The sequence below is a fragment of the Pantoea sp. ACRSB genome (assembly GCF_022346905.1).
Lineage (GTDB): Bacteria > Pseudomonadota > Gammaproteobacteria > Enterobacterales > Enterobacteriaceae > Pantoea > Pantoea piersonii.
On record NZ_JAKRNL010000006.1, the window covers coordinates 160,538 to 177,005 of the forward strand.

Genomic DNA, 16,468 nt, shown 5'->3' on the forward strand with positions numbered 1-16,468 from the left:
GATATTTTGAAATAAAAACGGGGCCGAAGCCCCGTTTTTTCTTTAACTTGCCAGCGACAGGCTGGGTTTCTGGCTATGCATCGCCAGCCATTCCGCCACGCGCGCCTGCTGGGCTTCAGTCAGCCACATTCCTTGCTTGGTACGACGCCAGATAGCGTCATCCAGTTCGCGCACCCATTCGTTCTGCACCAGATAGCGCAGCTCGGCTTCATAGAAATCATGGCCGAAGTTCTCGCCCAGATCCTCAAGACGCGTCGCGCCTTCGAGCAGCGTTTCGGTGTTGCTGCCGTAAGTACGGGCGTAGTGACGCGCCATGCCTTCGGTGATAAACGGATAACGACGACGCAGGCTGGCGGCGTAATCTTCGCGACTACCGGCGATATCGCCGCCCGGCAGCACGCAGTTTTTCGTCCATGCCGGGCCGGCGTTCGGGAAATACTTCGTCAGTTTTTCCAGCGCATGCTCCGCCAGCTTACGATAGGTGGTCAGCTTGCCGCCAAATACCGACAGCAGCGGCGCCTGGCCATTATCGTCGCGCACGTCCAGCGTATAGTCGCGGGTAATTGCCTGCGGCGAATCAGATTCGTCGTCGCACAGCGGACGCACGCCGGAGTAGGTCCAGACTACGTCGTTACGCGCCAGCTGTTTCTTAAAGTGGCTGTTGTAAATCTTGAGCAGGTAGTCGATCTCGCTCTCTTCGATTTTGACGTTTTTCGGATCGCCTTTGTACTCCACGTCGGTGGTGCCGATGATGGAGAAATCATCCATCCACGGGATCACAAACACGATACGGTTATCTTCGTTCTGCAGAATGTAAGACTGCTTCTCGTTGTGAACGCGCGGCACCACGATGTGGCTGCCTTTGATCAAACGGATGCCGTAAGGCGATTTCAGCTTCAGGCCGTCATCGAAGAACTGCTTAACCCACGGGCCAGCTGCATTGACCAGCGCTTTTGAACGCCAGCTATAGGTTTTGCCGCTGTCGACATCTTCAGCTTCCACCGTCCACAGGCCGTTTTCGCGCCAGGCGCGCGTAACGCGGGTGCGGGTACGTACTTCGCCGCCGCGCTTAACCACTTCCTGCGCGTTCAGCACTACCAGGCGCGCATCGTCTACCCAGCAGTCGGAATATTCGAAACCGCGCGTGATTTCAGGCTTGAGGGCCGAATCCGCGCCAAAACGCAGGCTCTTACTGCCTGGCAGGCTGGTGCGTTTGCCAAGGTGGTCGTATAAAAACAGGCCGGTGCGGATCATCCACGCCGGACGCAGATGCGGACGGTGCGGCAGACGGAAGCGCATCGGGAAGGCGATATGCGGCGCCATTTTCAACAGGACTTCGCGTTCAGCCAGCGCTTCGCTGACCAGACGGAATTCATAGTGCTCAAGGTAGCGCAGGCCGCCGTGAATCAGCTTGGAACTGGCGGAAGAGGTCGCGCAAGCCAGGTCCCGCGCCTCCAGCATCAGCACTGACAGGCCGCGTCCTGCAGCGTCCGCTGCAATACCGGCACCGTTGATGCCGCCGCCGATCACGATCAGGTCTTTGGTTTCCACGTCATCTCCTCCGATGTTCGGAATAGTTCATTAATGTTCGTTTTCGAGCATAATCATAATCGCAAACCAACATTGATGCCAGTGTTTAACGCGGTAAAAACATTTTAGCGTGATATAGCTAACATTCTTGCTGAGAAATAAATACATACCCGGACGCTTTGTCAGGTTATTGAGGCTGCTTATCAGGTTACACTAGGCGGTAATTGTGTCGTCCTAACGAGAGAATTATGGAAACCTTCGAATGTATTAACGTTCAGCAGGCCAGCGAGCATCTGGCGCAAGGCGCGCTGCTGGTCGATATTCGCGATCCGCAGAGCTTTGCGCTCGGCCATGCGGAAAACGCGCAGCACCTGAGCAACGGCAACCTAAATGAGTTCCTCTCCAGCGCCAGCCGCGAGCTGCCGGTACTGGTGATGTGCTACCACGGCAACAGCAGCAAAGGGGCCGCGCAGTATCTGCTGAGTCAGGGTTTCAGCGCAGCCTACAGCATTGATGGCGGTTTCGACGCCTGGCGCGCCGCGTTCCCGGATCAGGTTGTCGACGGCGGCCTGTGAGCCGCGCCCGAAGTACAAGGAGAGTGATTAATGGTGCGCATTACGCAGTTTAATAACCCGCGCATGGCGCAGGCGTTTGTCGACTATATGGCGACGCGCGGCGTCACGCTGCGAATCGAACATGACGGCCATTACGTCATCCTGCTTGATGATGAGAGCCAGCTTGAAATGGTCGAAAACGAACTTCAGCAGTTCGTTCGTCAGCCTGACCATCCGCGCTATCAGGCCGCAAGCTGGCATACCGGCAATACGAAAAGCGGCCTGCGCTATGAGCGCAGCAACTTATGGGCGAATATTCGCGATCGTGCCGGGCCGCTCACCATGACTATTCTTTTTGCCTGCGTCGCGGTGTTTATTCTGATGCAGATTTTTGGCGATCAGACGGTGCTGCTGTGGCTGAGCTGGCCAGACGGGCCGGGGCAATATATTCAGGTATGGCGCTGGTTCAGCCATGCGCTGCTGCATTTCTCGCTGCTGCATATCCTTTTCAACCTGATGTGGTGGTGGTATCTCGGCGGCGCGGTGGAGAAACGGCTCGGCAGCGGCAAGCTGTTTGTCATTATGCTGATCTCGGCGCTGCTGAGCGGCTTTGTGCAGGCGAAATTTAGCGGTATCTGGTTCGGCGGTTTGTCGGGCGTGGTTTACGCGCTGATGGGCTACTGCTGGCTGCGCGGCGAGCGCGACCCCGAAAGCGGCGTCTATCTGGAACGCGGACTGATTGGTTTCGCTATTGTATGGCTGGTGATCGGCTGGTATGGCGCGTTCGGGCTCGCCATTGCCAACGGCGCCCATGTCGCCGGTCTGCTGGTCGGGCTGGCGATGGCGTTTGTCGATACCCGGGCAGTACGGCGTCGTTAGCGCCGGATAAAAGAAGAAAACAGGAGAGTAATGTGAAGCAGACGCAACGTCATGACGCCATTATCGATCTGGTCCGGCGTCAGGGATATGTCAGTACCGAAGAGCTGGTAGAACATTTTGAAGTAAGCCCGCAGACCATCCGTCGCGACCTTAACGACCTCGCCGATCAAAATAAAATTCAGCGCCACCACGGCGGCGCGGCACTGCCTTCCAGCTCTGAAAATACCGCCTGGCAGGAGCGTAAGATGATGTGGTCGGCGGAGAAAGCGCGTATCGCCGAGCGCGTCGCCAGCGAAATTCCCGACGGCGCGACGCTGTTTATTGATATCGGCACCACGCCGGAAGCGGTGGCCTATGCGCTGCTTAACCATAAAAACCTGCGCGTGGTAACCAACAATATCAACGTGGCGACGCTGCTGATGTGTAAGCCCGATTTTCGGCTGATTATCGCAGGTGGCGAAGTGCGTACGCGCGACGGCGGCATTATGGGCGAGGCGACGCTCGACTTTATCTCTCAGTTCCGCCTCGATTACGGCATCCTCGGCATTAGCGGCATCGATATGGATGGCTCGCTGCTGGAGTTTGACTACCACGAGGTGCGCACCAAACGCGCCATTATCGAGAATTCCCGCTGTGTGATGCTGGTGGTCGACCATTCGAAATTTGGCCGCAACGCCATGGTAAACCTGGGCAATATGGGGCTAATCGATCAGCTTTACACTGATAAGCAGCCGCCTGCCAGCATCATGAAGGTGATTGAGCAGCACGAGGTGCAGCTCGAACTCTGCTAATTCCGCGGTCGCGAGCGGCAGCGCCCTTGCAAAGCGCAAAAGCGCGCGCTGCCGCATAAAAGACGCACCTCATCCCTGAGGTGTGTCCGTTGCTTTTTTACTCCTCCGCCGCTCAGGCTGGCGTTTTTCTTTGTTTCCTGTCGATTTTTTCCCCAGCGCCGTCTTTACTTAATGCTCTGTTTGCCTGCGCGCCGAAAAGGTATGCCGCAGATATTCATTACATCGCAACTCAATGGCTTTGGATCGAAACGCTAAGGGGAGAGCATGAAAGAGAGCGCACTGGATCGCGCGGCAGTAGCCGCCGGAATTTCTCTGACCTATACCAACGCCAAAGGCGAGCCGGAAGCCATCAGCGACGAAACCAAAACGGCGCTGCTGGCGGTGATGGGCGATGCCAGAAAAGAGAAGGGCGCGCCGCTGCCGCCGGTGCAGGTGTTTAGCGGCGGGGCCGCGCGGCAGCTTAACCCGGAAGGGCGCGGCCTCTATCAGTGGCGGCTGCGCAGCGAGAAGGGCCGCGAGTTTAGCGGCGAACTTCAGGCGGGCGCGCCTTTTATGCTGCCGTCACCGCTCGGTCACGGCTACCACCAGCTGACGCTGAGCAAAGGCAAGCAGCAGTGGCAGACGCGCATTATCCTGACGCCACGCCGCTGCTGGCTGCCGGAACCGCTGCGCAACGGCGAGAAACGCTGGGGCGCGCTGGTGCAACTTTATACCGTACGCTCTGCCGATAACTGGGGCATCGGCGATTTTGGCGATTTGCAGCAGCTTCTGGAGCAGGTTGCGCGTCAGGGCGGCGATTTCGTCGGGCTCAATCCGCTGCACGCGCTCTATCCCGCCACGCCAGATTTCGCCAGCCCCTACAGCCCCTCTTCCCGACGCTGGCTCAATATTATCTATATCAGCGTGGCGCAGCTGGAGGACTTCCAGCAGAGCGCGGCGGCGCAGAAGTGGTGGAAGACGGCAAAAACCCAGCGCGCGCTGGCGAAAGCGCGCGATAGCGAGTTCGTCGACTACGCGGCGGTGATGGCGCTGAAGCTCGCCGCGCTGCGTCACGCCTGGGCGCAGTTCAGCCTGCGCGCCGATGATGACGCGCAGCGGCAGGCGTTTGCAGATTTCGTGCGCGACGGCGGCGACAGCCTGCGTTATCAGGCGGCCTACGACGGCCTGCAGGCGGAACGGCGCAGCGAAGATGCGCAGGCCTGGGGCTGGCCCGCCTGGCCGGAAAGCTGGCGCAACAGCCAGTCGCCCGACGTGCAGCGCTGGTGCGAGGCGCATGAAGATGAGATCGCTTTCTGGCAGTGGCTGCAGTGGCTGGCGCAAACCCAGTTTGCTCAGTGCTGGGCGCGCAGCCAGGCGCTGAAGATGACGGTGGGGCTGTATCGCGACCTGGCGGTGGGCGTGGCGGAAGGCAGCGCGGAAACCTGGCACGATCCCGAGCTCTACCGGCTGGAGGCCTCGGTCGGCGCGCCGCCGGATCGCCTCGGGCCGCTGGGGCAAAACTGGGGATTGCCGCCGATGGATCCGCACGTAATGCGTGCGCGCGGCTATCAGCCCTTTATCGACATGCTGCGCGCCAATATGCGCGACTGCGGCGCGCTGCGCATCGATCACGTTATGGCGCTGTTGCGGCTGTGGTGGGTACCTAAAGGGGAAAACGCCGATAAAGGCGCCTACGTCAGCTATCCGGTGCAGGATCTGCTGGGCATTCTGGCGCTGGAGAGTCAGCGCCACCGCTGCATGGTGATTGGCGAGGATCTCGGTACGGTTCCGCCGGAAATCGTCGGCCTGCTGCGCGCCAGCGGCGTTTTTTCCTGGAAGGTGATGTGGTTTGAACAGCAGCGCGACGGCAGCTATCGTCTGCCCGGCGACTATCCACGTCAGTCAATCGCCAGCGCCAGCACCCACGATCTGCCGACCCTGAGCGGCTTCTGGAGCGCAGGCGATTTCGCGCTGGGGGAAAAGCTGAAGCTTTATCCCGGCAAAGAGGTGTTGCAGTCGCTGCACGAGCAACGGGCGAAGCAGAAGCAGGCGCTGCTGGATGCGCTGCATAAAGCGGGCGCGATGCCGGCACGCAGCGCGCGTCAGGCCGATAAGCTGGAGATGACGCCTGCGCTTAACCTGGCGATGCATAAATTTCTGGCGGCAACCGGCAGCGCGCTGCTGGGCCTGCAGCCAGAGGACTGGATAGGCATGACTACGCCGGTCAACGTGCCAGGCACCGTTGATCAATACCCCAACTGGCGACGTAAGCTGGCGCAGCCGCTGGAGACAATCTTTACGGATAAAGGGGTAACAAAGCTGTTGAAGGCGGTAAGTCAGACGCGAAAAGGCGAGTAGCGGAGAGCGCGCGACAGTCAACGACCGTCGCGCGCAGATATTAATAGTAGGAGTGTTCGCCGCGCTGGTGCTCGGTGAGATCGCGGACGCCTTTCAGCTCCGGGAAAGCGGCCAGCAGCTCTTTTTCGATGCCATCTTTCAGGGTGACGTCGATCATGGAGCAGCCGTTACAGCCGCCGCCGAACTGCAGAATGGCGAAGCCATCTTCGGTGATCTCCATCAGCGACACGCGGCCGCCGTGACCAGCCAGCTGCGGGTTGATCTGCGCCTGCAGCAGATACTCAACGCGCTCCGTCAGCGGCGCGTCATCAGAGACCTTGCGCATTTTGGCGTTTGGCGCTTTCAGCGTCAGCTGTGAACCGAGGTTATCAGTAACGAAGTCGATTTCGGCGTCTTCCAGATAAGGCGCGCTCAGCTCGTCAACGTAGGCTGAGAGCTTCTCGAACTTCAGTTCCGTATCGGTCGCTTCTACCGCATCAGGCGGGCAGTAAGAGACGCCACACTCGGCGGTTGGCGTACCCGGGTTAATGACGAATACGCGAATCTGGGTGCCATCTTCCTGTTTTGACAGCAGTTTAGCGAAGTGCTCTTGGGCAGAGTCTGTAATTCGGATCATGGCAATTGCTCAATAGTTGACTAATTTAGTTGGTTATAATACGCCCATCACCGACGCTCTACAAGGTACGGCACAGGCACCAGATTTGTACGCTGGCCGCGCCCTGCGCCAGCAAAATGCGGCTGATCTCTCCTACGGTATTACCCGTTGTCACCACATCGTCTATCAGAGCGATATGGCGTCCGCGGACGGCGATTTCAAGCTGGAAAGCGCCGCGTACGTTGCGACGGCGCTGCGATGCGCTGAGCCGGTGCTGCAGCGCGCCGCGCCGCCTGCGACGCACGCCTTCCTGAAACTCGCAGCCGAGCCAGCGCGCCAGCGGTTGCGCCAGCAGCGCCGCCTGATTGTAGCCGCGTCGCCAGGCGCGCATCTTATGCAGCGGCACGCACAGCAGCAAATCCGGTCGCCTTAGCCCGCGCGTGCGGTGAGCCTCTAGCCAGCTTAGCAAAAGCAGACGCGCCAGCATCACCCTGAGTGCGGTTATGCGGTAAAACTTCAGCTGACGCACCCAGCGACTTAGCGGCGGCTGATAGCCGCTGACGCAGACCAGTGCCTGCCAGGGTGGCGGCGAGCGCAGGCAGCGCCCACAGACAATGCGGGAGGAACCGGCGGGCAACCCGCAGCGCGGGCAGAGAAGCGGCAATGGCGGCAAAGTGCTCAGGCAGACGCTGCAAAGTCCGTGGGCGGCGACGCGCAGCGGCAGTCGGCATAGCCAACAGAGGGCTGGCATTGGTAGCATAGCGGCCTCCTTAATGTTTTACGGGATAGTAACTGATGACTTCGCTTTACTGGCACACCTGCGGAGAAGGGAATAGCGATCTTGTGCTGCTTCACGGATGGGGACTGAACGCAGAGGTGTGGCAGAGCATCGTGCCGCGGCTCAGCCCGCATTTTCGTCTGCACCTGGTCGATCTGCCGGGCTATGGCCGCAGCGCATCCGACGTCGCGCTTTCGCTGACGGAGATGGCGCAACAGCTGCTGCCGCACTTGCCGCCGCGCGCGCTGCTGCTGGGCTGGTCGCTGGGCGGGCTGGTGGCGACCGAGCTGGCGCTGCGCGCGCCGCAGCAGGTAGCGGGATTGATCAGCGTCGCCTCCTCGCCCTGTTTTACCGCAGGTGAGGAGTGGCCGGGCATTAAGCCGGAAACGTTAGCGACCTTCCGTTCGCAGCTTAACAGCGACTTTCAGCGCACCGTCGAGCGCTTCCTGGCGTTACAAACTCTGGGTACTGACAGCGCCCGGCAGGACGCAAGGCGGTTAAAAGAGGTGGTGCTGGCGCAGCCGATGCCGTCGGTGGCGGTGCTGGATGGCGGGCTGGCGATCCTGCGCGATGTCGATTTACGCGACCAGCTGCCGCGCATCGGGATGCCGTTTTTACGCCTGTATGGCGCGCTGGATGGACTGGTGCCGCGTCGTATCGCAGCGCTGCTCGACGCCGCGCTGCCTGCTTCGCCTTCCGTGGTGATGGAGAAAGCCGCGCACGCGCCCTTTATTTCGCACCCTGAGGCCTTCTGCCAGCATATTCTTGATTTCAGTCAGAAGTTTGGCGGTTAAAACAGAGCCAGAGCTGGAAATTTCCTCACCAGCTGTAATACTTTGTAAGTAGGCATGGTCGCTTTTATGATGTGAATTGTCCAGGGAGAGGATAATGCCGTTCCATCTCGCCTGACGCATCCGGCGTCTGCTTACATCTCGCATAACGGAAATGAATGAGGGGTATTGTAATGAAGGTGATGAAATGGGTTGTGGCTTCAGTGGTAATGGGCGCAGTGTCGTTTTCGGCGCTTGCGGCTAAGGAAGTAACCAAAGAAGAAGTGAAAAAAATGAAGCTGGAGAAAATCGGTACGGTGAATACCACGGCGGAAACCACTTCGCCAATGGACGCCAAACGCGAACTCTCCAAAATGGCTGATGAAAAAGGCGGCAAATACTACCGGGTGATCGCGGGCCGTGAACACGGCAAATTCAGCGCCACCGCGGATGTTTACAAATAATTAGCTACGTAACCAGACAAACTGCCAGGCATCCAGCGTAATTTGCTGGGTGCCATCAACTCTCTCCTCTGTTATCACGTCCTGAAAAAGCCGCGCCTCCGGCAGCGTTGCCTTAACCGTTTTCCCGCTCAGATTGAACACGCACAGCAGGCCGTTATCCGTCTGCTGCGGCCCATGACGGCGCAGCACCAGTAGCGCATTGTCGCTGTCGTAGAGCGTCATCGGGTTATCGGGATGAAAGGCGGCCTGGCGCGTGCGCAGCTGAATCAGCTGACTGAGGCGGGTATAAATGGCGTGACGCAGCCCGTCTCCGTCCGCCAGCGCCGCCTCGATCGTTTTTAAGTCAAATTTTTGCCGGTTAATGGCGCGGTTGTGGCCTGCGGCTTTGACGCCTTCATAGTCGTTGCGCGAACCCAGAATACTCTGGACATAGATGGCGGGCACGCCGGGGAATGACAGCAGAATAGCGTGCGCCAGCAGAAAGCGTCGCAGGCGCGTATCGTCGTCGTCGTCCTGATGATTGAGCGCGTCGAGATAGGTAACGTTAATCTCATAAGGGCTGGTGGTGCCGTCCGGGTTGTTTTTATAGGAGACCAGCGCCCCTTCCAGCGCCAGATCGCGCACCAGCGCCACAATTTCCGCCTCAGAGAGAATGCCGCGCGCCGGGTTAAGCCCGATGCCGTCGTGCGAGGCGAGAAAATTAAAGAAAGTCGTGCCGCCCTTGCCTGGCTCAAGCGCGCCGGCCCACTGACGCAGCGCGCGCCCTGAACCCGAATGGATAGCGTGCAGCACCAGCGGCGGCAGGGAAAACTGGTAAACCATCTGCGCTTCGTCATGGCCGTCGCCGAAGTAGCTGACGTTATCTTTATGCGGCACGTTGGTTTCGGTGATGATCACCGTACCGGGCGCGACCGTATCGGCAATAGCGCGGAACAGCTTAACCAGCAGATGGGTTTTTTCCAGATGGATGCAGCGCGTGCCGGGGGTTTTCCACATATAGCCGACGGCGTCGAGACGCACATAGTCCGCGCCTTTTTGCAGGTAGTCGAGCAGCACCCCCACCATGCGGATCAGCACCTCTGGATTGCCGAAATTAAGATCGATCTGATCGGCGCTGAAAGTCGTCCAGATAAAGCGCATCTCGCCGTTCGCCATCTCGAAGGGCGTCAGCAGCGGCGAGGTGCGCGGCCGCGTTACGCCGCTGAGATCGGTGGCGGGTGGCATGCTGATAAAGAAATCGTCCCAGCCGGGGTCGAGCGCCAGGTAGTGTTTGAACCAGGCGCTGTGCGCGGACATATGGTTGCAGACAAAATCGAACATCAGGCGCGTTTCCTGATGCAGCCGGGCGACATCGGGCCAGTCGCCGCACAAGGGGTTGACCTGATGGTAATCGATGACGGAAAAGCCGTCGTCGGACGAATAGGGGAAAAAGGGCAGCAGATGAACCAGAGGAAAGGTGGACTGCAAATGCTGCTGATAGAAGCGGGAAAAAGTTTGCAGCGTCGGGACATCCGCCTCGCGAAACTGATCCGCGTAGGTAATCAGCACGACATCCTGCTCGTCCCAGTGCGCTTTGCGCGGCAGCTTAATCGCATCGCGCGCGGCGGCGATCTGCCGCAGCAGGCGCTCTCGCGCCGCCTGAGGAAAGGTGTCGGCATAAATTTTATCGAGCAGCGCTGTGATCGTTTCCATCGCGAATTGGGTGCCACGTCCCGGGTTGTTTTTTATGCAGGCGTGCTTTCAGCGTAGCGTTAAGAGAGGGATTTTCAACTTTACAGAGGAGGTTACGCGCGCCCGATGCAGAATAAGTCGGGCGCGCGCAGGGTTTAACGCTTTTTGCCGAAGGCCGCCGCCAGCGCATCACCCATCGCGCTGTTGCCTGCGGGCTGGCTGTTCTGGCGCGGCCGCGGCTTCGCGCCGCCAGCCGGACGTGCATTGTCGCGTGGCGCGCTGCGACCGTTGCCGCTGCTGCGCGCGTTGCTGTCGCCAGGCTGTTCATCCAGCCGCATCGTCAGCGCGATGCGCTTGCGTGGCAGGTCGACGTCCAGCACTTTCACCTTCACGATATCGCCCGCTTTCACCACCTGATGCGGATCTTCCACAAACTTGTCCGACAGCGAAGAGATATGCACCAGGCCATCCTGATGTACGCCGATATCGACAAAAGCGCCAAAGTTAGTGACGTTGGTCACCGCGCCTTCCAGCACCATGCCCGGCAGCAGATCGTTAAGGGTTTCGACCCCTTCGGCGAACTGCGCGGTTTTAAACTCAGGACGCGGGTCGCGGCCCGGTTTTTCCAGCTCTTTAATAATGTCGGTAACGGTCGGCAGGCCGAAGCGCTCGTCGGTAAAATCGACCGCCTTAACGTTGCGCAGGCTGGAGGGGTTGCCCATCAGGTCGTTGAGCGCCTGCTCGGTCGCCGCCAGGATGCGCTCCACAACCGGATAGGCTTCCGGGTGCACCGTTGAGGCGTCGAGCGGGTTGTCGCCATGGTTGATACGCAGGAAGCCCGCGCACTGTTCAAAGGCTTTCGGGCCGAGGCGGCTGACCTTAAGCAGCTGCTGACGGTTCTGGAAACGGCCGTTCTCGTCGCGCCAGCTGACAATGTTCTGCGCCATCATGCGCGTTAGTCCGGCGACGCGAGTCAGCAGCGGGACGGAGGCGGTATTAAGATCGACGCCGACCGCGTTCACGCAGTCTTCCACTACCGCGTCCAGCTTCTTCGCCAGCAGACTCTGGCTGACGTCATGCTGATACTGGCCGACGCCGATCGATTTCGGATCGATTTTCACCAGCTCCGCCAGCGGATCCTGCAGGCGTCGCGCGATAGAGACCGCGCCGCGCAGCGAGACGTCAAGATTCGGGAACTCCAGCGCCGCCAGTTCAGAAGCGGAATAGACGGAGGCGCCCGCTTCGCTGACGATCACTTTTTGCGCGGTGATATGCGGATACTGTTTCTGCACGTCGAGGAAGAAACGCTCCGTCTCGCGCGAGGCGGTGCCGTTGCCGATCGCTACCAGCTCAACCTGATGTTTCGCGCAGAGCGCGGCCACCACGGTCGCGGCTTTGGCTGCCTGGCCGGTATGCGGATAAATGGTATCGGTAGCGACCAGCTTGCCGGTGGCGTCCACCACGGCAACTTTTACGCCGGTGCGCAGGCCGGGATCGAGGCCCATGGTGGCGCGCATGCCCGCCGGTGCCGCCATCAGCAGATCGTGCAGGTTGCGGGCGAAGACGTTAATCGCTTCGTCTTCGGCGCGTTCGCGCACAGTGCCCATCAGCTCCGTCTCCAGGTGCAGCATCACTTTGATACGCCAGGTCCAGCTCACCACCGCCTTGCGCCAGCTGTCGGCCGGCGCGCCGTTAAGGCGCAGGTTAAGATGATCGGCGATCAGCGTTTCGCCGTAGCTTTCGCGCGGCGGCTCGTCGAACTGCGGATCGGCGTTCAGCGACAGCTGCAGCACGCCCTCGTTACGACCGCGCAGCATCGCCAGCGCGCGGTGCGACGGCACGCTGTTCAGCGCTTCGTGGTGATCGAAATAGTCGCGGAATTTGGCTCCTTCCTGCTCTTTGCCTTCGACTACGCGCGACACCAGATGCGCGTTTTTCCACAGGTAGTCGCGCACCTTTGCCAGCAGCGTGGCGTCTTCGGCGAAGCGCTCCATCAGGATATAGCGCGCGCCGTCCAGCGCGGCGCGCACGTCGGCAACGCCTTTGTCGGCATCGACATATTGTGCCGCCAGCTGTTCGGGATCCTGCGACGCATCCTGCCACAGCGTTTCGGCCAGCGGTTGCAGACCCGCTTCAATGGCGATCTGACCGCGGGTGCGGCGTTTAGGCTTATAAGGCAGGTAAAGGTCTTCGAGTTCGGTTTTACTGAGCGTGCCGTTAATGGCGCCGGCGAGTTCGTCAGTCAGTTTGCCCTGCTCGTCAATAGACTTCAGAATCGACTGGCGGCGCTCTTCCAGTTCGCGCAGGTAGCCGAGGCGCGTCTCCAGCTGGCGCAGTTGGGTGTCGTCCAGACCGCCGGTCACCTCTTTACGATAGCGTGCGATAAACGGCACGGTGTTCCCTTCGTCCAGCAGACGTACGGCGGCTTCAACTTGCTCCGCACGCGCCTGCAGCTCACTGGCAATAATGTGGCTGAGATCTTTCATCATCGATTCTGTCTTGCTTACAGGGTTGAAAAACAGGGGACAGTTATACGGACTGAAAAGTGAAATTGCCAGCGATGAGGGCGGCTTTCAGCGATATTCTGAATCAGGCGTCCGGGTAGGTAATTTCGTTGACATACCAGAGCGCCGGGCCCAGCGGCGTCTCTACCGTCACGGCGTCGCCCGGCTCTTTTTTCAGCAGCGCGCGCGCCATCGGCGAGTCGATTGAGATGTAGTCTTTCCGGCCGAAAATCTCGTCGTAGCCGACGATGCGAAAGCGTTTTACCTCGCCGTCGTCATTTTCTACTTCTACCCAGGCGCCAAAAAAGACTTTGCCATCCTGCTGCGGCGAATAGTCGACAATGCGCAGCGCCTCAAGGCTTTTTGTCAGATAACGTACGCGGCGATCGATTTCGCGCAGGCGTTTTTTGTTGTACTGGTAGTCGGCATTCTCGCTGCGATCGCCGAGGCTGGCAGCCCAGGTCACTTTTTTCGTGACTTCGGGGCGTTCTTCGCGCCAGAGATAGTCGAGTTCGGCTTTCAGCTTATTGAAGCCTTCACGGGTGATCAGTCGGGTTTTCATGCGTATCGACTCGGAAGCGGAAAAGCAGGCAGTGTAAAGCAAAGCAGGCGCGGCAAAAAAGAGTCGGGGAACAGGTTTTCAACAGTGAAAACCCTTTGTGTCGTTCCCCGGTGGCGAAAGGGGCAGGTACAAAAAGTTAAAACGGCTTAAATCGTTATTTTCCCGCCACGGTAGAGGTGGTGGTAGAAGAAGAGGTGCTCTTATCGCCGCCGCCTGCGGTCGCAAGCGCCACGCCGAGCAGCGCGGCGACAGCGCCGACGCCAATGGCGTTAGAGTTGCCCTGAGCGGTGGTCGAGGCCTGCGCGCCGGCAGCTTCGCCGGTAGCGGTCGCCGCCAGAGCAGGATTCAGACTAAGGGTGGCCAGCGCACCCAGCACTAACAACGTTTTTTTCATTATTGCTATCCCTGTAGTGAAGCGAGTGAAAGCAGTGTGGTGCAATTCACAGCAGGCGGAAAGATAGCTTTACTAATTGATTTAACGGGCTTTATTTTTGAATGGCCTGAACCCTGTCGGAAATAGCGTTAATCCGAGAGAAGCGTGCGGCAAGACGCGCAAAGGATGATATTTTATGCTGTCGCCCGACGAGGCCGCCCCGCATCGGCGTACGGAAAGAAAACGACGAATAGCGCCTAAGCCAAATTGAAAATTAACTCTTTGATCTGCAAGCGTGATTAAACGGCGGCTCAATTTTACGGCCGCAAATATCGAGAAAAAGCGGCTGACTTTCAGAATTGCCGTAAAGGCTGTGATCGCGGCAGAAATAAGTGATTTTACATTTAGCGCAGCGAGAAAATTAAAGATAAGCTCCTGTTTAATATGCTTTGTAACAATTTCGACTAGAATATAAACCATTAATGGCTGTCACAGGCAGACAAGTTTTTTTAACAATATCGTCTCAGGCAATGGCGCCTTTGGGAGTAGGAAATGCAAGAGAACTACAAAATTCTGGTCGTTGATGATGATATGCGTTTGCGTGCGCTGCTGGAGCGCTATCTCACCGAGCAGGGCTTTCAGGTGCGCAGCGTCGCCAACGCCGAGCAGATGGATCGTCTGCTGACCCGTGAATCCTTCCACCTGATGGTGCTGGATCTGATGCTGCCGGGCGAAGATGGCCTGTCAATTTGCCGTCGTCTGCGCAGCCAGAGTAACCCGATGCCGATCATTATGGTGACGGCGAAAGGCGAAGAGGTCGATCGCATCGTCGGGCTGGAGATCGGCGCGGATGACTATATTCCAAAACCGTTCAACCCGCGTGAACTGCTGGCGCGTATCCGCGCGGTGCTGCGTCGTCAGGCTAATGAGCTGCCGGGCGCGCCTTCGCAGGAAGAGGCGGTTATCGCTTTCGGCAAGTTCAAGCTGAATCTCGGCACGCGCGAAATGTTCCGCGAAGATGAGCCGATGCCGCTCACCAGCGGCGAGTTCGCCGTACTGAAAGCGCTGGTCAGCCATCCGCGTGAACCGCTGTCGCGCGACAAGCTGATGAACCTGGCGCGCGGACGCGAATACAGCGCAATGGAGCGCTCCATCGACGTACAGATCTCGCGTCTGCGCCGCATGGTAGAAGAGGATCCGGCGCACCCGCGCTATATCCAGACGGTCTGGGGCCTGGGCTACGTTTTCGTTCCGGACGGTTCTAAAGCATGAGGCGACTGCGCTTCTCGCCTCGAAGCTCATTTGCCCGCACCCTGTTATTGATCGTTACCTTGCTGTTCGTCAGCCTGGTAACGACCTATCTGGTGGTGCTCAACTTCGCCATTCTTCCCAGCCTGCAGCAGTTCAACAAGGTGCTGGCGTATGAAGTGCGCATGTTGATGACCGACCGGCTGCAGCTGGAAGACGGCACGCAGCTGGAGGTGCCGCCCGCCTTTCGCCGCGAGATTTACCGTGAGCTGGGCATTTCGCTCTATACCAATGCGGCGGCCGAAGAGAGCGGGTTGCGCTGGGCGCAGCATTATGAATTCCTCAGTGAGCAGATGGGCCAGCAGCTTGGCGGGCCGACCGACGTGCGCGTCGAGGTCAATAAAAATTCGCCGGTGGTCTGGCTGAAAACCTGGCTGTCGCCTGACATCTGGGTGCGCGTGCCGCTGACGGAGATCCATCAGGGCGACTTCTCGCCGCTGTTCCGCTACACGCTGGCGATTATGCTGCTGGCGATTGGCGGCGCATGGCTGTTTATCCGCATCCAGAACCGACCGCTGGTGGATCTGGAGCACGCGGCGCTACAGGTGGGTAAAGGCATTATTCCGCCGCCGCTGCGCGAGTATGGCGCGTCAGAGGTGCGTTCGGTGACGCGCGCCTTTAATCAGATGGCTGCCGGTGTTAAACAGCTGGCGGACGACCGTACGCTGCTGATGGCGGGCGTCAGCCATGACCTGCGCACGCCGCTGACGCGTATTCGTCTCGCCACCGAAATGATGGGCGAAGAAGATGGTTACCTCGCCGAGTCGATCAATAAAGATATCGAAGAGTGCAACGCCATCATTGAGCAGTTCATCGATTATCTGCGCACCGGGCAGGAGATCCAGACCGAACGCGCCGATCTCAACGGCGTGCTGGGCGAAGTAGTCGCCGCCGAAAGCGGCTACGAGCGCGAGATTGAGAACGCCGTGATGCCGGAAGAGCTGATGCTGGATATCAACCCGCTGTCGATTAAGCGCGCAGTGGCGAACCTGGTGGTGAACGCGGCGCGCTACGGCAATGGCTGGATCAAGGTGAGCAGCGGCCGCGAACTGCATCGCGCCTGGTTTCAGGTCGAGGATGACGGCCCTGGCATCAAGCCGGAGCAGCTGTCGCATCTGTTACAGCCCTTTGTACGCGGCGACAGCGCGCGCAGCACCAGCGGCACCGGCCTTGGGCTGGCGATTGTGCAGCGCATTATTGATGCGCATCAGGGTTCGCTGGAGATTGGTGAGAGCGAGCGCGGCGGGCTGCGGATTCGCGCCTGGCTGCCGCTGACGGAACAGTCTGCGCCGGGCAGTAACAGCGCGACGCAGAGCTGAGCAGTAAGCGGGCGCGGCGATGGCCGCGCCCAA

Annotated in this window: 16 protein-coding genes; 8 read left to right on the forward strand and 8 right to left on the reverse strand. The window is 59.2% G+C overall.

What is annotated here, in order from left to right; all coding sequences use genetic code 11:
• Nucleotides 1-42 precede the first annotated feature (42 nt).
• On the reverse strand, nt 43-1,551 hold the full coding sequence (gene glpD / locus MHZ89_RS17585) for a glycerol-3-phosphate dehydrogenase (RefSeq protein ID WP_311784078.1): 1,509 nt from the start codon (nt 1,549-1,551) through the stop codon (nt 43-45).
• Between the two features lie 227 nt (nt 1,552-1,778).
• Between glpD and glpE the strand changes: the two genes are divergently transcribed.
• From glpE to malQ, 4 genes are all read left to right on the forward strand, one after another.
• Nucleotides 1,779-2,105, forward strand: a complete 327-nt coding sequence (gene glpE / locus MHZ89_RS17590; protein WP_311784079.1) for a thiosulfate sulfurtransferase GlpE — start codon at nt 1,779-1,781, stop codon at nt 2,103-2,105.
• Nucleotides 2,106-2,138: 33 nt separating this feature from the next.
• Nucleotides 2,139-2,963 (forward strand): rhomboid family intramembrane serine protease GlpG, encoded by an 825-nt coding sequence (gene glpG / locus MHZ89_RS17595; protein ID WP_311784141.1) that lies wholly within the window; start codon nt 2,139-2,141, stop codon nt 2,961-2,963.
• A 32-nt stretch (nt 2,964-2,995) separates the two neighbouring features.
• Nucleotides 2,996-3,754, forward strand: a complete 759-nt coding sequence (locus tag MHZ89_RS17600) for a DeoR/GlpR family transcriptional regulator (RefSeq protein WP_033753150.1) — start codon at nt 2,996-2,998, stop codon at nt 3,752-3,754.
• 264 nt (nt 3,755-4,018) lie between these two features.
• Nucleotides 4,019-6,091, forward strand: coding sequence for a 4-alpha-glucanotransferase (gene malQ / locus MHZ89_RS17605; RefSeq protein ID WP_311784080.1), 2,073 nt, complete (start codon nt 4,019-4,021; stop codon nt 6,089-6,091).
• Nucleotides 6,092-6,131: 40 nt separating this feature from the next.
• On the opposite strand, the gene nfuA is transcribed toward malQ, so the two are convergent.
• On the reverse strand, nt 6,132-6,707 hold the full coding sequence (gene nfuA / locus MHZ89_RS17610; protein WP_120457249.1) for a Fe-S biogenesis protein NfuA: 576 nt from the start codon (nt 6,705-6,707) through the stop codon (nt 6,132-6,134).
• Between the two features lie 58 nt (nt 6,708-6,765).
• Nucleotides 6,766-7,446, reverse strand: a complete 681-nt coding sequence (gene gntX / locus MHZ89_RS17615) for a DNA utilization protein GntX (protein ID WP_311784081.1) — start codon at nt 7,444-7,446, stop codon at nt 6,766-6,768.
• Nucleotides 7,447-7,481: 35 nt separating this feature from the next.
• Here gntX and bioH point away from each other — a divergent pair, with 35 nt between their 5' ends.
• Both bioH and MHZ89_RS17625 read left to right on the forward strand, forming a co-directional pair.
• The gene (gene bioH, locus MHZ89_RS17620; protein WP_311784082.1) at nt 7,482-8,258 is read left to right on the forward strand and encodes a pimeloyl-ACP methyl ester esterase BioH; all 777 of its coding nucleotides are present in this window, start codon (nt 7,482-7,484) and stop codon (nt 8,256-8,258) included.
• 170 nt (nt 8,259-8,428) lie between these two features.
• On the forward strand, nt 8,429-8,698 hold the full coding sequence (locus tag MHZ89_RS17625) for a YdgH/BhsA/McbA-like domain containing protein (protein WP_311784083.1): 270 nt from the start codon (nt 8,429-8,431) through the stop codon (nt 8,696-8,698).
• On the opposite strand, the gene MHZ89_RS17630 is transcribed toward MHZ89_RS17625, so the two are convergent.
• From MHZ89_RS17630 to MHZ89_RS17650, 5 genes are all read right to left on the reverse strand, one after another.
• The gene (locus MHZ89_RS17630; RefSeq protein ID WP_311784084.1) at nt 8,699-10,390 is read right to left on the reverse strand and encodes an alpha-amylase family glycosyl hydrolase; all 1,692 of its coding nucleotides are present in this window, start codon (nt 10,388-10,390) and stop codon (nt 8,699-8,701) included.
• Between the two features lie 134 nt (nt 10,391-10,524).
• Complete coding sequence (locus tag MHZ89_RS17635; RefSeq protein WP_311784085.1) at nt 10,525-12,858, reverse strand: Tex family protein; 2,334 nt, start codon at nt 12,856-12,858, stop codon at nt 10,525-10,527.
• A gap of 100 nt (nt 12,859-12,958) precedes the next feature.
• Nucleotides 12,959-13,435, reverse strand: coding sequence for a transcription elongation factor GreB (gene greB, locus MHZ89_RS17640; RefSeq protein WP_120457261.1), 477 nt, complete (start codon nt 13,433-13,435; stop codon nt 12,959-12,961).
• A 154-nt stretch (nt 13,436-13,589) separates the two neighbouring features.
• Nucleotides 13,590-13,829: an exopolysaccharide production protein YjbE gene (gene yjbE, locus MHZ89_RS17645; protein WP_311784086.1), complete on the reverse strand. Its 240-nt coding sequence runs from the start codon at nt 13,827-13,829 to the stop codon at nt 13,590-13,592.
• A gap of 81 nt (nt 13,830-13,910) precedes the next feature.
• Nucleotides 13,911-14,288 carry a hypothetical protein gene (locus tag MHZ89_RS17650; RefSeq protein ID WP_311784087.1) on the reverse strand — a complete coding sequence of 126 codons (378 nt, stop codon included), beginning with the start codon at nt 14,286-14,288 and terminating at the stop codon, nt 13,911-13,913.
• Between the two features lie 72 nt (nt 14,289-14,360).
• Between MHZ89_RS17650 and ompR the strand changes: the two genes are divergently transcribed.
• The gene (ompR, locus tag MHZ89_RS17655; RefSeq protein WP_001157751.1) at nt 14,361-15,080 is read left to right on the forward strand and encodes a two-component system response regulator OmpR; all 720 of its coding nucleotides are present in this window, start codon (nt 14,361-14,363) and stop codon (nt 15,078-15,080) included.
• Nucleotides 15,077-16,435 (forward strand): two-component system sensor histidine kinase EnvZ, encoded by a 1,359-nt coding sequence (gene envZ / locus MHZ89_RS17660; RefSeq protein WP_311784088.1) that lies wholly within the window; start codon nt 15,077-15,079, stop codon nt 16,433-16,435. The genes ompR and envZ overlap by 4 nt, the downstream gene beginning before the upstream one ends.
• Nucleotides 16,436-16,468 lie beyond the last annotated feature (33 nt).

Bases quoted from the DNA above. Each gene is read 5' to 3' on its own strand.
- glpE (WP_311784079.1), top strand. From the start codon at position 1,779: ATGGAAACCTTCGAATGTATTAACGTTCAGCAGGCCAGCGAGCATCTG.
- malQ (WP_311784080.1), top strand. From the start codon at position 4,019: ATGAAAGAGAGCGCACTGGATCGCGCGGCAGTAGCCGCCGGAATTTCT.
- nfuA (WP_120457249.1), bottom strand. From the start codon at position 6,707: ATGATCCGAATTACAGACTCTGCCCAAGAGCACTTCGCTAAACTGCTG.
- gntX (WP_311784081.1), bottom strand. From the start codon at position 7,446: ATGCTACCAATGCCAGCCCTCTGTTGGCTATGCCGACTGCCGCTGCGC.
- bioH (WP_311784082.1), top strand. From the start codon at position 7,482: ATGACTTCGCTTTACTGGCACACCTGCGGAGAAGGGAATAGCGATCTT.
- MHZ89_RS17625 (WP_311784083.1), top strand. From the start codon at position 8,429: ATGAAGGTGATGAAATGGGTTGTGGCTTCAGTGGTAATGGGCGCAGTG.
- MHZ89_RS17630 (WP_311784084.1), bottom strand. From the start codon at position 10,390: ATGGAAACGATCACAGCGCTGCTCGATAAAATTTATGCCGACACCTTT.
- MHZ89_RS17635 (WP_311784085.1), bottom strand. From the start codon at position 12,858: ATGATGAAAGATCTCAGCCACATTATTGCCAGTGAGCTGCAGGCGCGT.
- greB (WP_120457261.1), bottom strand. From the start codon at position 13,435: ATGAAAACCCGACTGATCACCCGTGAAGGCTTCAATAAGCTGAAAGCC.
- yjbE (WP_311784086.1), bottom strand. From the start codon at position 13,829: ATGAAAAAAACGTTGTTAGTGCTGGGTGCGCTGGCCACCCTTAGTCTG.
- MHZ89_RS17650 (WP_311784087.1), bottom strand. From the start codon at position 14,288: ATGGTTTATATTCTAGTCGAAATTGTTACAAAGCATATTAAACAGGAG.
- ompR (WP_001157751.1), top strand. From the start codon at position 14,361: ATGCAAGAGAACTACAAAATTCTGGTCGTTGATGATGATATGCGTTTG.
- envZ (WP_311784088.1), top strand. From the start codon at position 15,077: ATGAGGCGACTGCGCTTCTCGCCTCGAAGCTCATTTGCCCGCACCCTG.